Source organism: Achromobacter sp. 2789STDY5608621 (genome assembly GCF_001299375.1).
Lineage (GTDB): Bacteria > Pseudomonadota > Gammaproteobacteria > Burkholderiales > Burkholderiaceae_B > Achromobacter > Achromobacter insuavis.
On sequence record NZ_CYTU01000001.1, the window covers coordinates 156,734 to 170,502 of the forward strand.

Below are 13,769 nucleotides of genomic sequence, written 5' to 3' on the forward strand. Positions count from 1 at the left end.
CACCATGCTGTCCATCCGCCTGCCGGCCCGCCGGGCCCTCGTTTCCGCCAAACTGGCCCTGGCCGGCCTGCTGCTCGGCGCCGCCGCGCACGCCGCCGCGCCCGCGCCGACCCCCGCGCCGGAGTTCACCGGCATCCAGACCTGGCTCAACAGCGAGCCGCTGACCCTGGCCGGCCTGCGCGGCAAGGTGGTGCTGGTCGATTTCTGGACCTACACCTGCATCAATTGCATCAACACCCTGCCGTACGTGAAACAGTGGAACCAGAAGTACAAGGACCAGGGCTTGGTCGTGGTCGGCGTGCACACGCCGGAATTCCCGTTCGAGCGCACCACCAGGAACGTGGCCGACGCCATCAAGCGTTTCGGCATCGAATATCCGGTGGCGCAGGACAACCAGTACAAGACCTGGGACGCCTACCGCAACCAGTATTGGCCCGCGTTCTACCTGATCGACAAGGGCGGCAACATCGTCTATCGCCATTTCGGCGAGGGGCGCTATGCCGAGACCGAGGCCGAGATCCAGCGCCTGCTGGCCCAGCCCCAGTCTTGAGCCTTTCGCGCGGGGCCGCCGGGACGGCGTGCGAGGGCGCGCGGGAGCGGCGTGTGACGCCGCCGCGGGGATTCAGCCGCCGGCCAGCGCCAGCATCAGCAACGCGCCCAGCAGCGCCGGCGGCATCACCCACGCGCCCAGCTTGAGAAAGCGCAGCGCGCCGACGTGCTGGCCCTCGCGCCGCACGGCGATCAGCCAGAGCAGCGTCGCCAGCGAGCCGGTGATCGACAGGTTGGGCCCCAGGTCCACGCCGATCAGCAGCGCGCCGGCGGTCTGCGCCGGCAGGTCGGCGATCTGGCCGACCGAGCCGGCGATCAGGCCGGCCGGCAGGTTGTTGATGACATTGCTGGCCAGCGCCGCCACGATGCCCGCGCCCCACAGCGCGCCGCCGGCCGAGTCGCCTGCCAGCCGCAGCAGCGCCCGCGCCAGCGCGTCGATCGCGCCGCTGAGCGCCAGGCCTTCCACCAGCACGAACAGGCCGGCCACCATCGGCAGCACGCCCCAGGCCACGTGCCGCAGCACCGGCAGGGGGCTGAGCCGCTGCTTCAGGTGGATGACGCCGGCGGTGGCCAGGCCGGCGATGAAGGTCGGAAGGCCCAGGTCGGCGTGCAGCGCCGACGCCAGCATCAGCACGGCCGCCGTCAGCAGGATGCCGATGCCGGTCAGGCGCGCGCCCGCGGCCAGCGGCTGCGGCACGATGTCGGCCCGCAGCGGCTGGCGCAGCGCCTCGCGCTGGCTGAAGCGCAGGGCCAGGTAGGTCAGGCCGATGGCCGCCAGCGACGGCAGCGTGAAGCGCTGCAGCCAGTCCAGCAGCGGCGGCATCTGGCTGCCGTAGACCACCAGGTTGGCGGGGTTGGAGATCGGCAGCACGAAGCTGGCGGCGTTGGCGATGAAGGCGCAGATGAACAGATACGGCAGCGGCCGCGCCCCGGCGGCCTTGGCCGCCGCGTACACCGCCGGCGTCAGCACCACGGCGGTGGCGTCGTTCGACAGGAACACGGTCACCAGGATGCCCACCAGGAACACCAGGTCGAACAGCCGCCGCGCCGAGCCGCGCGCGTGGCGCGCCGCCACCATCGCCAGCCAGTCGAACAGGCCCTGCTGGCGCGCCAGTTCGGCCAGCACCATCATGCCGATCAGGAACAGGTACACGTCCAGCCCCTTGCCGACCGCGCCCAGCGCCGCCTGCCACGGGATCAGCCCGGTCGCCGTCAGCAATAGCGCGGCGCCGCCGGCCCAGACGTATTCGGGCAGCTTCCAGGGGCGCAGCAGGATGCCGAGGATGGCCAGGGCGGAAATGCCCCAGAGGGCGAGGGAAGCGGCAGGAAAGGGCATGGGCAGCGATGACGGGAATCCGGTGCGGGAAGCATTATCGCCGGTTCGGCGTCCCGTCGGCCCGTCAGGGCGGGCCGACGCTTCCGGGTTCCCGTCGGCGGCGCCTACTGGATCTGCAAGGTGTACATGGCCTGGCCGCGCACCAGCGTCAGCAGCAGCGGCTGCCCGGGCGTCGCGCCGCCCAGCAGGCCGCGCAGGTCGGCCAGCCGGCTGACCGGGCGCTGGTTGACGCCGATGATGATGTCGCCGCGCTGCATCCGCGCGGCCACCGCGCCGCGCTCGGGATAGGTGGCGCTGACCGCCACACCGTCGTTGCCCTTCAGGCGTTGCTCGCGGCCGATCTCGGTGAACTCCACGCCGTTCAGGCGCGCGTCCAGCGAGCCGCCGTGCAGCCGCTCGTTCTTCTCGGGCTCGATCCGCAGCGTCGCCTCCGAGCGCTGGCCGCCGCGCGACAGCGTCAGCCGCACCTGCTTGCCCACCGGCAGCAGGCCCTCGGCGTTGCGCAGCTGGGCGCTGGTGCCGATCGGCTTGCCGTCCAGCGCCAGGATCAGGTCGCGCGCCTGCACCCCGGCCTGCTGCGCCGGCGAGCCGTCCGCCACGCGCGCCACCACCACGCCGCTGGCGTTCGGCGCCATGCCCAGCTGGCGCGCGTTGCGCGGCGTGACGTCGATGGTGTCCAGCCCCAGCCCGCCGCGCTGCACCTGGCCGTGCTGCAGCAGCTGCCGCATGACCTCGCCCGCCAGGTTCGACGGAATCGCGAAACCGATGCCGACGTTGCCGCCCGACGGCGTGTAGATCATGGTGTTGATGCCGACCAGCTCGCCGTTCAGGTTGACCAGCGCGCCGCCCGAGTTGCCGGGGTTGATGGAGGCGTCGGTCTGGATGAAGTTCTGGTAGCCGGCCGCGCGCAGGCTGGAACGCTCCAGCGCCGACACGATGCCGGACGAGGCCGACTGGCCCAGGCCGTAGGGATCGCCGATGGCGACCACGAAATCGCCCACCCGCAGATCGCTGGAATCGGACAGGGTCAGGGCCTGCAGCTTGTCGGGCGGAATGCGCAGCACCGCCAGGTCGGTGTCCGGATCGCTGCCGACCACGGTGGCGGTGAAGCTGCGGCCGTCCTGCAGCGACACGCGGATCGAGGCCGCGCCGCGCACTACGTGATGGTTGGTCAGGATGTTGCCCTGGGCCGCGTCGACGATCACGCCCGAGCCGATGCTCTGGCGCCCGGGGGCGCGGGCCTGGCCGCCTTCGCCCTGCGCGGAGATGTTGACCACCGCCGGCGTGACGCGCTCCAGCATGGGCGCCAGCGAGGGCAGGGGCTGGCCGTCCACGGCCATGGGCAGGGCCGCCAGGGCGCTGGCGGGTAGGGCGAGCGCGGCGGCGAGCGCCACGGCGGACAGGATGCGGTTCATAAGGGCCTTGGGGAGTCTGCGCGGCAGTATCGCCGCGCCAGGCGTCGCCCATATGACCGATCAAGCGCCTTTCCGGCGGCGTGTTCCGCCGCCGTGCCCGTCGCGCCTGGAATGCCTAGAAGCCGACCGCCTGGCCGTCGCGGCGCGAATCGGACGCGGCGAAGTAGCCGCCCTGCGGCAGGCGGCAGATCAGCTGCGCCGAGCCGAATTCCAGGCTGTCGGCCGGCGCCACCGCCACGTTGTGGCCGCGCTGGCGCAGCGCATCCACCACGTCGGCGGGCAGGTGCGCCTCGACGTTGACCACCGGCCCCTTTTCCACGCGAAAGCGCGGCGCGTCGCTCATGGCCTGCGGATTCTGGCCGAAGGCCGCCAGCCGCGTGACCATCTGCAGGTGGCCCTGCGCCTGCATCGAGCCGCCCATCACGCCGAACGACATCAGCGGTTCGCCGCCCCGGGTGATGAAGGCCGGGATGATGGTGTGCATCGGCTTCTTGCGCGGACCGACCTGGTTGGCGTGGCCGGGCGTCAGCACGAAGTTCAGGCCGCGGTTGTGCAGGCTGATGCCGGTGCCCGGCACCACCACGCCGGAACCGAAGCCGTGGTAGTTGGACTGGATGAACGACACCATGGTGCCGGCCGCGTCGGCCGCGGTCAGGTAGACCGTGCCGCCGGTGGCGGGCGTGCCGGCCACCGGCACGGCGGCGCGGTCCATCGAGATCAGCCGCGCGCGCTCGGCCAGGTAGGCCGGGTCGAGCAGGGCGCGGGCGTCGGTGCGCATGTGGCGCGGGTCGGCCACGTGCTGATGCAGGTCGGCGAAGGCCAGCTTCATGGCCTCGATGCTGACGTGGTAGTAATCGGCGCTGTCGCGGCCCATCGACTCCAGGTCGAATTGCTCCAGCATGCCCAGCGCCATCAGCGCCGAGATGCCCTGGCCGCTGGGCGGGATTTCATGCAGCTGGTAGCCGCGGAACGACTGCGAGATCGGCTCGACCCACTCGGGACGGTGCTGGTCCAGGTCGTCCGCGGTCAGCGCGCCGCCGGTGCGGGCGGCGAAGTCGGCGATCTTGTTGGCCAGCGCGCCGCGGTAGAAGCTGTCGCCGCCGCTCTCGGCGATGTCGCGCAGGGTGCGCGCCTGGTCCGGAAAGCGCCACCATTCCCCCGCCTGCGGCGCCCGGCCCTGCGGCAGGAAGGCGTCGGCGAAGCCCGGCTCCCGCGCCAGCTTGGGCATCTGCGCGGCCCATTGGCGCGCGATGGTGGGGCTGACCGCGAAGCCGTGCTCGGCGTAGGCGATGGCGGGCTCGAACAACTGCGCGAACGGCAGCTTGCCGAAGCGGTCGGACAGCGCCTTCCAGCCCGCCACCTGGCCGGGCACGGTGACCGTGCCCCAGCCGGTGCCGGGCATCGCCTCGCGGCCGGCGAAGTACTCCGGCGTCCACGCCGCTGGCGAGCAGCCGCTGGAGTTCAGGCCATGCAACTTTCCTTCGTGCCAGACCAGCGCGAACATGTCGCCGCCGATCCCGTTCATCACGGGCTCGACCACGGTCAGCGCGATGGCGGTGGCGATGGCGCTGTCCACGGCATTGCCGCCGGCCAGCAGCATGCGCAGCCCGGCCTGCGCCGCCAGCGGCTGGCTGGTGGCGACCGCGTTGGCGGCCAGCACCGGCATTTTTCGGGAAGCGTACGGGAAAGACCAATCGAAGGAAGTGGACATGGTGGCGAGAAAGGTTGCGAGGGAGATTACTGCGGGGTGATGCCGGCCTGGTCGATCAGCTGCTTGGTGCGCGGGATCTCGGCCTTGATGAAGGCGGCGAATTCCTCGCGGCTGCCGCCGCGCGGCTCGGCGCCCGCTTCGGCCAGCTTACCGCGCAATGCGGGATCCGCCAGCACCTTGTTGACGGCGCGGTTGAGCTTGTCGAGGATCGGCGCGGGCGTGCCTTCCGGCGCCACCAGCCCGTACCACGGGGCGATGTCGTAGCCGGCATAGCCCTGCTCGGCGATGGTGGGAATGTCCGGCGCCAGCGCCGAGCGCTGCGAATTGGACATGCCCAGCGCCAGCAGCGCGCCGCTCTTGACCTGCGGCAGGCCGGTCATGATGGTGTCGAAGTACATCGACACCTGGCCGCTCAGCAGCGCCGGAATGGCTTCGCCGGCGCCCTTGTAGGGCACGTGCAGGATGTCGATGCCGGCCACCGACTTGAGCATTTCGCCCGCCATGTGCGAGGTGGTGCCGGTGCCGAACGAGGCGTAGGTCAGCTTGCCCGGGTTGGCGCGGGCGTACGCGATCATCTCGGGCAGGGTCTTGAACGGCTGCTGCGGATTGGCCAGCAGGATGTTGGGCGTGTACGCCACCATCGACACCAGCGCGAACGCGTCCGGGTCATAGGCCAGGCGCTTCTGCAGGAAGCGGTTGGTGACGATGGCGGCCGGACCGCCCATCAGCAGCGTGTAGCCGTCGGGCGCCGAGCGCGCCACCGAGGCGCTGCCGATCGCAGCGGCGGCGCCGGGGCGGGCTTCCACCACGAACGGCTGGCCCAGTTCGGTCGACAAGGCCGCGCCCAGCTGGCGCGAGATCAGGTCGGTGGCCGAGCCGGCCTGGAACGGCACCACGATGCGCACCGGATGCTGCGGCCAGTCGGTGGCCTGGGCGCCGGCTTGCGCGGCGAAGGCCACGGCGGCGGCGCCGGCCAGGGCGCGGATGAGACGGAAAGTCATGGATTCCCCTTGAATGCGTTATGTCGGTCGAGCGATGGCGCCAGGCGGGTCTGCTGCCCCTTGCAATGCCGGCGGACGCGTCCGGCCGACGCGCCAGGACGGATTTGACGCGAGCGCCGCCGGTCCGGCCATTGGTATTTGCATCCATGGATCACTGGATCCAATTTGTGTTATTTTTGCGTTTATCTATCATGGCGGCTTTGAAAACCCGGGGACGAGAATGCTGCAGTTTCAGAAGACAGCCGTCAGCGCCGAAGAAGAGGCCTACCAGCACCTGCAGCGCGAGATCCGGCTGGGCAACTATCCGCCCGGCCACCGCCTGGTGCCCGAGGTCATCGCCAGCGAGATCGGCACCAGCCGCATGCCGGTGCGCGGCGCGCTGCGCCGGCTCGCCTCCGAGGGCCTGGTCGAGATCCGCGCCAACCGCGGCGCGGTGGTGCGCGGCCTGAACCAGCAGGAAATGCGCGAAGTCTTCGAAATGCGCTCGGTGCTCGAAGGGCTGGCCATGCGCAACGCCGTGCGCCACATGAGCCCCGAGCACATCCGCCGCCTGGCCCGCATGCTGGACCAGCTCGAGCAGGGCTCGGGCGACGACCTGGACTGGACCAGCGCCCACCGCGACTTCCACGAATACCTGTGCAGCTTCTGCCAGCAGCCGCGCCTGTTGCGGCAGATCTCCGAATTGCACTCGGTGGTCGAGCCCTACATGCGCCTGTGGGCGGCCCAGCCGGGGCGCGTGCTGCGGGTGCGCGAATCGCACCAGGAACTGATCGACGCGCTGCTTACCGGCGACCCTGATCGCTGCGAGGCGGCGATGCGCCAGCACGTGCTGAACACGGTGCCGGCGCTCCAGGCGTTCCTCGAACGGGCGGGCTGAGGCCCGGCGCTCAGGCTTCGCGCGGCCGCGTCTTCGGCTTGCGCTTGAACTTGATCTCGCTGGCCAGCACCCCCGCCACGATCAGCGCCCCGCCCACCAGCGCCAGCCCCGGCAACCGGTCGCCGGCCAGCCGGCCGACGATGCCGCCCCAGACCGGCTCGCCGGCGTAGATCACCGTGGCGCGGGTCGGCGACACCGACTTCTGCGCCCAGTTCATGGTCAGCTGGATCACCGCGCTGGCCAGGCCCAGCCCGATCGCCGCGCCGGCCCACAACCACGAGAAGGCGGGAATCGGCTCACCCAGCACCGGCATCAGCGCGAACGACGCCAGTCCCGCCGTCAGCAGCTGCACCGCGGTGACGCGGCGGCTGTCCACCGACCGCGCGAAATGGCCGATCAGGATGATCTCGGCGGCGATGGCCGCGGCGCCCGCCAGCGTCGCCAGCTCGCCGGGGCTGACATGCAGCGCGCCGGCCTCGGGCCCGGCCAGCAGCACCAGTCCGGTGAACGCCAGCCCCACGCCGACCCAGCTCATCAGGCCGGGCGGGCGCTTGAGCACCGCCCACTGCAACAGCGGCACGATCGGCACGTACAGCGCGGTGATGAAGGCCGACTGGCTGCTGGTGATGGTCTGCAGGCCGTAGGTCTGCAGGTAATAGCCCAGGAACAGGGCGCAGCCGATCGCCACCCCGGCGCCGCCCTCGCGCCGCGTCAGCCCGGCCATGTGCTTGCGGAACAGCAGCATCGACACCAGCCCGGCCACGGTGAACCGGACCCCCACGAAGAACAGCGGTCCGCTATGCTGCATGGCGATATGGATAATGAGGAAAGTGCTTCCCCACAGCATGGTGACCAGCACCAGGGCGATTTCCTGGCGCGACAAGGCAAACATCGATTCGGGTTTCACGGCGGACTTCAGGTGTCACTAATTTGAGCAATATACTGCACATTACCAATTCCGACAGCGATGTCCTCACGCACGTGGGGGCCAATCTGAAACGGCTGCGCAAGCTGGCCGGCCTGAGCCAGTCGGCGCTGGCCGACGCCTCCGGCATCAGCCGCCGCATGATCGCCGGCCTGGAAGCGGGCAACGCCAACATCAGCCTGTCCAGCCTGGACAAGCTGGCGCAGGCGCTGGATGTGGGGTTTGTCGACCTGGTCAGCGATCCGGCGCGCGAACGGCGCCGCATCGAGGCCCGCGCCTGGCGCGGCAAGCGCCCCGGCAGCCAGGCCGTGCTGCTGGGCGCCGCGCCCGCCAGCTGTGAGGCGCAGCTCTGGATCTGGTCGCTGGGGCCGGGCGAAACCTACGTGGCCGAGCCCGACCCGGAAGGCTGGCACGAGATGATCTACGTCATCGAGGGCACGCTGCTGCTGGAGCTGTCGGGCGTGACACAGCCGGTGCAGGCCAACGACTTCGCCATCTACAGCAGCGCGCAGCCGTATTCCTATCGCAACGACGCCGACACGCCGCTGCGCTTCGTGCGCAATGTGTTGAGATAGCGCATTGCCGCGGTGGCGGCGCGGCGGGCGGGTTACGCCAGCTCCGGCCGCGCGAAACGGCGGTTCTTCAGCACCGGCAGCACGTCGCGCGCATGCGCGATGCGCGCCGGATCCAGGTCGGCGAACACCAGCGCCTCCTGCTCGCCGGCCTGCGCGATCGCCACGCCCAGCGGGTCCACCACCAGGCTGGCGCCGATGTTGCGCGGGCCGCATTCACCCACCGCCGCCACATAGCAGGTGTTCTCCAGCGCCCGCGCCGTGCTCAGCACCGACCAGTGCGCTTCCTTGAGCGGCCCCTTGACCCAGGCCGACGGCACCACCAGCACGTCGGCGCCATCCAGCGCCAGGCGGCGCGCCAGCTCGGGAAAGCGCAGGTCGTAGCAGGTCATCATGCCGACCCGCATGCCGGCCACCGGCACCAGCGGCGGCACTTCGTCGCCCGGCACCACGTTGACCGACTCCTGCATCGAGAACGCGTCGTACAGGTGCAGCTTGCGGTACTGCGCCACGATCTCGCCGCGGCGCAGCGCCACCTGCGTGTTCCAGACGCGCTCGCCCGCCGCGGGCGTGTGCACGGTCATGATGACCGTCAGGTCGAGCCCGCGCGACAGCGCCTGCAATTGCGACAGGAACGGGCCGTCCAGCGGCTGGGCGGCGCGCCGCACCAGGTCGGGGTCGGCGATGTCGCGCGCCAGGATGCCCTCGGGCAGCACCAGCAGGTCGGCGCCGGCCTCGGCGGCGCGGCGCATCAGGTCCAGGCAGACGCGGGCGTTGTCTTCCCAGACCGGGCGGACGGCGAATTGGCCCATGGCGATTTTCATGATGGATTCCTCGGTGTTCAGTGCGCGTGCGGAAACAGCTCGGCCGGCGTCATGACGCGGTCGGCCAGTTGCTGGGCGTGCAGCTCGGCGGCGAAGTCGCCGATCATCTTCAGGTTCGGTTCCAGGCCGTTGCGGTTCCAGGCCTCGGGCAGGTCGCGCGAGGTCTGGATCAGTTCGTCCAGGATCCACGGCGTGGTGTCGGCATACTTGCGGCGCTTGTCCAGCCACAGCGCGGCCGACGCGTCCAGCGCCTCGCTCAGTGCCTGCGCCGCCCACGGATGGGCCGCCGCCAGCGCCGGCTTCATGCCCAGCAGGTGGATGCCGGGCACGTAGCCGACCTGGCGGAAGTAGTCCACCTCGCTGTCGCGGCAGGTGGGCAGCAGCTGGCGCAGGTCCGATCCGGCGTCGAAGAAGCCGTCCGGCATGAAGGGCGTGAACACCGCCTCCAGTTCGCCGGCGCGCAGCAGGTCCACCAGCGGGCGCTCGTCGGCCACCGCCTCGATCACGCCGGGCCGGCCGAAGCCGCCCAGCCGGTCGGTGATCGGGTGCGCGCCGGTCAGGCGTCCCACCTTCCACACCGCGTCGTCCACGCCGATGCCCTCGCGCCGCAAGAGCGCGCGGGTCCAGGTATTGCCGGAATCCTGCCAGCCGGTCATGCCGATGCGGGCGCCGGCCAGCTGGTCCAGCCGCGTGATGCCGCTGTCGCGCGCGGTGATGATGCAGCGGTGGCGAAAGCCGCGCATCAGGAAGTGCGGCACGCCGACGATGTCGTCGCGGCCCCGGGCGCGGCCCAGGCAGTAGCGGCTCATCGACATTTCACCGGCGTCGAAGCGCGGGTCGCTGGCCAGGTCGTCGGGCAGGGTGCCGACCCGGTGGATCTCCAGGTCGAGGCCGCGGGCGGTCACATCGCCCAGGGCGAGCGGGACGATGTAGTCCCAGTCGCGCACGGCGAGTCGGATCTTGATGCTCATGGAAGATGTCCTCGCGGCCGGACGGCCGCGTTGGGGGAAGGGAAGGGGATGGCCGGTCCGCGCCTAGTCCAGGCGGATGCCGCGCGCCTTGACGACGTCGCGCCAGAAGTCCTGCATGCCGACCTGCATCTTGAGCAGGTCATCGCCGTACAGGTCCAGGATGTCGTTGCCCGAACCCAGGATGAACTCGCGCAGCGCCGGCGTCTTGAGCGCCTGGCGCAGCGCCTCGCGCAGTTTCTCCAGCACCGCGGGCGGCGTGGCGGCCGGCGCGTACAGCGCGGTCCAGCCGTACAGCGTCAGGCTGGGATAGCCCAGCTCGGCCATCGTGGGCACATCGGGCGCGTCGGCCACGCGCTTGTCGCTGGTGGCGGCGATGGCCACGGTCTTGCCGGCCTTTACGTAGGGCAGCGCCGAGGACGGCGTGTCGAACAGGATGTCGATGGTGCCGCCGATCAGGTCCGACTCGGCGGCGGCCGGGCCTTTGTACGGAATGTGCGACAGCTCGATGCCGGCCAGCTGGCTCAGCAGCTCGCCCAGCAGGTGCGGATTGGTGCCGGGGCCGGCGCTGCCGTAGGTCAGCTTGCCCGGCTCGGCCTTGGCGCGCGCGATCAGGTCCTGCACGCTGCGGATGCCCGAGGCCTTGCTGGCCACCAGCACGAACGGCGAGCGCGAGATCACGCCGATGGGCGCGAAGTCCTTGTTCTCGTCATACGGCAGCTTGCGGCTCAGCACGATCGGCAGCATCACCATGGCGCTGGAGGCGCCGGCCAGCAGCGTATAGCCGTCCGGCGCCGCCTTGGCCACGGCGTCCACGCCGATGGCGCCGCCCGCGCCCGAGCGGTTCTCGACCACGAAGGACTGCCCCAGCTGCTCGCCCATCGTCTTGCTGACGGCGCGCGCCAGCACGTCGGACGACGCGCCCGGCAGCGTGTGCACGATGACCTTGATGGGTTTGGACGGATAGGCGTCCTGGGCCTGGGCCGGGCCGGCCAGGGCCAGGCCGAGCGTGGCGGCGGCGGCCAGGCGGTGGATTGCGTTCATGGATTTTCCCCTTGCTGTTCTGGGCCGGGCGCCAGCGTCGGGCGCCATCGGCAAGGCCATTGTCGGCAGGCGGGCTAATATGCGTCAATGTCGAAATTCGGCGTGATACTTGCATAACGCACAACTGTTTGGAGGCCCGCCATGAACTTCATGGCCCTGGAGGCGCTGCGCGCCTTCGTCGAAGGCGGCAGCATCGCCGAAGCGTCCTTGCGCATCCATCGCAGCCCGTCGCAGGTCAGCCGGCTGCTGGCCATGCTGGAGGAAGAGGCCGGCTTTCCGCTGCTGCTCAAGGAAGGCCGGCGGCTGTCCCTGACCGAGCAGGGCCAGGGCTTCTATCAGCGCATCGACGAGATGCTGCGGGCCGGCGACGCGGTGCGCGAATACGCCCGCGGCGCGCGCAGGAAGAGCCGCACCCACGTCAACGTGCTGGTGGCGCAGCACCTGATCGAGGGCCTGCTGGTCGACGCCGTGGCCGGCGCCGTGCAAGAGGACAATGCCTTCGGCGTCACCATCAACGCGCGCATGCCGCCCAACGTCGATGCCTGGATCAGCCAGCAGCAGTTCGACCTGGCGTTGGCGCAGCTGCCGGTCGAGCATCCGCTGCTGACCACCGAGATCCTGGCCGAATCGCGCGCCGTCGCCGTCCTCAGCGGCGCCGATCCGCGCGCCGCGCAGGCCGTCATCACGCCGCGGATCCTGGGCCAGGGCCGCTTCATCGGTCTGCCGCAGCGCGGCGCCCTGCATCACCGCTATGCGCGCGCCTTCGCCCAGGCCGGCTACGAGCCGGATGCCCAGTTCGATGTCTCGTTCGGCTTCATCGCCTGCCAACTGGCGGTGCGCGGCTGCGGCGCGGCCCTGAGCGACCCGCTGTCGGCCCTGTCGCAGATCCACCTGGGCGCGCAGATCCGCCGCTTCGAACCGGAAACGCCGCTGCAATATGGCCTGATCTACCCCAAGGCGCGCCCGCCGTCGCCGGCCGCGCAACTGCTGATCCGGCACCTGCGCGCCGTCGCGGCCGACAAGCTGCGCCAGGTCGAGGCGCTGGTCGCCGCCGCGCCGGCGGATGGCGCGCCCAAGCCGCGACGCCGTCAGCCGCGCGGCGCCTGACCGCTCACCGGACAGGATTTCGCTGCCTCCGCGCCGCCCGCATATAGCCGGGAGTAATATGGCGCGTCTGGCGGCCGGCTTCCGTCTTCTCGCATCCCTCGCGGTGTCCGTACTGAAGCGCCCCAGCGCGACAAGAAGACACAAGGAGAGAGGCAAGTGGAGAAGCAAGAATCGGCCGGCTGGTATTTCGGCTGGAACATCGTCGGCGCCGCAACGGTGCTGACGCTGCTCACGGTGGGCCTGCGCATGGGCATCGGCCCGTTTTTCCTGCCCATGGCGGACGGCCTGGGTTTTTCGCGCAGCCTGCTGTCGGGCATCGTCGCGGCCGGCATGCTGTGCTACGGCCTGGCGATGCCGCTGGCCGGCTATCTGGTCAGCACCCGCGGCACCCGCTTTGTGCTGCTGACCGGCGCCGCCATCGTGGTGGCCTCGTCCATCTGGACCGTCTTCGCGCGCGGTCCCATCGAATTCCTGCTGGCCTTCGGCGTGGCGTTGTCGGTCGGCCTGGCCTTCACCAGTCCGGTGGCGCTGACCCCGGTGATCAGCCGCTGGTTCACGCGCCAGCGCGGCATGGCGCTGTTCTTCCTGTCCACCGGCTCGATGGCCGGCATCGCCCTGATGACGCCCACGCTCACCTTCACTATCAGCGCCGTCGGCTGGCGCGAGACGCTGCTGGCCTTCGCCGCCCTGTTCGCCCTGCTGACCGTGCCGGTGGCCTTGTTCGTGATGCGCGACCAGGCGCCCGAGCACACCGACCTGCTGCCGCACCAGATCGTCGAGAAAAAATCCGCCTCGCGGCCCGCCGCCAAGGGCCCCGAGCCGCGCGTCAAGGACGCCGTGCGCACGCTGCCGTTCTGGCAGGTGGCGCTGGGCCTGTTCGCCTGTGGCTTCAGCATGAACCTGCTGGGCACGCATGGCATGCCCATGCTGATGGACCATGGCTTTGACGCCACCACCAGCTCGCTGGGCATCGGCCTGATCGGCCTGGTGGCGATCTTCAGCACGCTGGTGCTGGGCCGCATGTCGGACCAGGTCGAGCGGCGCAACATCCTGGCCGTCATCTACCTGGTGCGCGGGCTGGGCTTTTTCGCGCTGGTGATGGTCGGCGCGCATTGGGAACTGTACGCGGCAGCCACCATCGGCGGCATCGTCTGGGCCGGCAGCATCGCGCTGTCCTCGGCCATCCTGGCCGACGTCTACGGCGTGCGCCTGGTGGGCGTGCTGTACGGCCTGACCTACCTGGGTCACCAGATCGGCGGCATGATCAGTTCATGGCTGGGCGGCTGGGCCTTCGAGGCCTTCCATACCCATTGGGTGGCGTTCGGCGCGGCCGGCGCCTTGCTGCTGCTGGCCGCGGCCATTTCCCTGCAACTGCCGCGGCGCGGCGCCTTGCGCGCCGTGCCGGCGATGGCGGCGGGCGGGCGTTGAACCCGCGCCGCC

General features: G+C 70.6%; 13 protein-coding genes. 5 read left to right on the forward strand and 8 right to left on the reverse strand.

The genetic code is table 11. The annotated features are described in order from the left end of the window. Positions 1–4 precede the first annotated feature (4 nt). Complete coding sequence (locus AOZ53_RS00760; RefSeq protein ID WP_156333158.1) at positions 5–550, forward strand: thioredoxin family protein; 546 nt, start codon at positions 5–7, stop codon at positions 548–550. Positions 551–622: 72 nt separating this feature from the next. On the opposite strand, the gene AOZ53_RS00765 is transcribed toward AOZ53_RS00760, so the two are convergent. The 4 genes from AOZ53_RS00765 to AOZ53_RS00780 all read right to left on the reverse strand — a co-directional run bounded on the left by AOZ53_RS00765 (position 623) and on the right by AOZ53_RS00780 (position 6,012). Beyond that, the gene (locus AOZ53_RS00765; protein WP_054486596.1) at positions 623–1,885 is read right to left on the reverse strand and encodes an arsenic transporter; all 1,263 of its coding nucleotides are present in this window, start codon (positions 1,883–1,885) and stop codon (positions 623–625) included. 104 nt (positions 1,886–1,989) lie between these two features. Further along, positions 1,990–3,300 (reverse strand): trypsin-like peptidase domain-containing protein, encoded by a 1,311-nt coding sequence (locus AOZ53_RS00770; protein WP_054486597.1) that lies wholly within the window; start codon positions 3,298–3,300, stop codon positions 1,990–1,992. Positions 3,301–3,415: 115 nt separating this feature from the next. Further along, positions 3,416–5,011 carry a gamma-glutamyltransferase gene (gene ggt / locus AOZ53_RS00775; protein WP_054477166.1) on the reverse strand — a complete coding sequence of 532 codons (1,596 nt, stop codon included), beginning with the start codon at positions 5,009–5,011 and terminating at the stop codon, positions 3,416–3,418. 26 nt (positions 5,012–5,037) lie between these two features. Continuing rightward, positions 5,038–6,012, reverse strand: a complete 975-nt coding sequence (locus AOZ53_RS00780) for a Bug family tripartite tricarboxylate transporter substrate binding protein (protein WP_054431595.1) — start codon at positions 6,010–6,012, stop codon at positions 5,038–5,040. 220 nt (positions 6,013–6,232) lie between these two features. On the opposite strand from AOZ53_RS00780, the gene AOZ53_RS00785 reads away from it, so the two are divergent. Next, complete coding sequence (locus AOZ53_RS00785) at positions 6,233–6,889, forward strand: GntR family transcriptional regulator (RefSeq protein ID WP_054431594.1); 657 nt, start codon at positions 6,233–6,235, stop codon at positions 6,887–6,889. Between the two features lie 10 nt (positions 6,890–6,899). Here the strand turns inward: AOZ53_RS00785 and AOZ53_RS00790 are convergent, their stop codons facing one another. After that, a complete protein-coding gene (locus tag AOZ53_RS00790) occupies positions 6,900–7,781 on the reverse strand; it encodes a DMT family transporter (protein WP_054486598.1) in 882 nt (293 codons plus the stop codon). A 38-nt stretch (positions 7,782–7,819) separates the two neighbouring features. On the opposite strand from AOZ53_RS00790, the gene AOZ53_RS00795 reads away from it, so the two are divergent. Then, positions 7,820–8,389, forward strand: a complete 570-nt coding sequence (locus AOZ53_RS00795; RefSeq protein WP_054431593.1) for a helix-turn-helix domain-containing protein — start codon at positions 7,820–7,822, stop codon at positions 8,387–8,389. Positions 8,390–8,421: 32 nt separating this feature from the next. Here the strand turns inward: AOZ53_RS00795 and AOZ53_RS00800 are convergent, their stop codons facing one another. The 3 genes from AOZ53_RS00800 to AOZ53_RS00810 all read right to left on the reverse strand — a co-directional run bounded on the left by AOZ53_RS00800 (position 8,422) and on the right by AOZ53_RS00810 (position 11,222). Further along, positions 8,422–9,210 carry a deaminated glutathione amidase gene (locus tag AOZ53_RS00800; protein ID WP_054431592.1) on the reverse strand — a complete coding sequence of 263 codons (789 nt, stop codon included), beginning with the start codon at positions 9,208–9,210 and terminating at the stop codon, positions 8,422–8,424. A gap of 17 nt (positions 9,211–9,227) precedes the next feature. Next, complete coding sequence (locus AOZ53_RS00805; protein WP_054477154.1) at positions 9,228–10,181, reverse strand: substrate-binding domain-containing protein; 954 nt, start codon at positions 10,179–10,181, stop codon at positions 9,228–9,230. Positions 10,182–10,244: 63 nt separating this feature from the next. After that, positions 10,245–11,222 (reverse strand): Bug family tripartite tricarboxylate transporter substrate binding protein, encoded by a 978-nt coding sequence (locus AOZ53_RS00810; protein WP_054486599.1) that lies wholly within the window; start codon positions 11,220–11,222, stop codon positions 10,245–10,247. A gap of 141 nt (positions 11,223–11,363) precedes the next feature. Here AOZ53_RS00810 and AOZ53_RS00815 point away from each other — a divergent pair, with 141 nt between their 5' ends. Together AOZ53_RS00815 and AOZ53_RS00820 are read left to right on the forward strand one after the other, a co-directional pair. Beyond that, positions 11,364–12,329, forward strand: coding sequence for a LysR family transcriptional regulator (locus tag AOZ53_RS00815; protein ID WP_054431589.1), 966 nt, complete (start codon positions 11,364–11,366; stop codon positions 12,327–12,329). Positions 12,330–12,485: 156 nt separating this feature from the next. Next, on the forward strand, positions 12,486–13,757 hold the full coding sequence (locus tag AOZ53_RS00820; protein WP_054431588.1) for an MFS transporter: 1,272 nt from the start codon (positions 12,486–12,488) through the stop codon (positions 13,755–13,757). The last annotated feature ends 12 nt before the right edge of the window (positions 13,758–13,769 follow it).

Bases quoted from the DNA above. Each gene is read 5' to 3' on its own strand.
- AOZ53_RS00760 (WP_156333158.1), top strand. From the start codon at position 5: ATGCTGTCCATCCGCCTGCCGGCCCGCCGGGCCCTCGTTTCCGCCAAA.
- AOZ53_RS00765 (WP_054486596.1), bottom strand. From the start codon at position 1,885: ATGCCCTTTCCTGCCGCTTCCCTCGCCCTCTGGGGCATTTCCGCCCTG.
- AOZ53_RS00770 (WP_054486597.1), bottom strand. From the start codon at position 3,300: ATGAACCGCATCCTGTCCGCCGTGGCGCTCGCCGCCGCGCTCGCCCTA.
- ggt (WP_054477166.1), bottom strand. From the start codon at position 5,011: ATGTCCACTTCCTTCGATTGGTCTTTCCCGTACGCTTCCCGAAAAATG.
- AOZ53_RS00780 (WP_054431595.1), bottom strand. From the start codon at position 6,012: ATGACTTTCCGTCTCATCCGCGCCCTGGCCGGCGCCGCCGCCGTGGCC.
- AOZ53_RS00785 (WP_054431594.1), top strand. From the start codon at position 6,233: ATGCTGCAGTTTCAGAAGACAGCCGTCAGCGCCGAAGAAGAGGCCTAC.
- AOZ53_RS00790 (WP_054486598.1), bottom strand. From the start codon at position 7,781: ATGTTTGCCTTGTCGCGCCAGGAAATCGCCCTGGTGCTGGTCACCATG.
- AOZ53_RS00800 (WP_054431592.1), bottom strand. From the start codon at position 9,210: ATGAAAATCGCCATGGGCCAATTCGCCGTCCGCCCGGTCTGGGAAGAC.
- AOZ53_RS00805 (WP_054477154.1), bottom strand. From the start codon at position 10,181: ATGAGCATCAAGATCCGACTCGCCGTGCGCGACTGGGACTACATCGTC.
- AOZ53_RS00810 (WP_054486599.1), bottom strand. From the start codon at position 11,222: ATGAACGCAATCCACCGCCTGGCCGCCGCCGCCACGCTCGGCCTGGCC.
- AOZ53_RS00815 (WP_054431589.1), top strand. From the start codon at position 11,364: ATGAACTTCATGGCCCTGGAGGCGCTGCGCGCCTTCGTCGAAGGCGGC.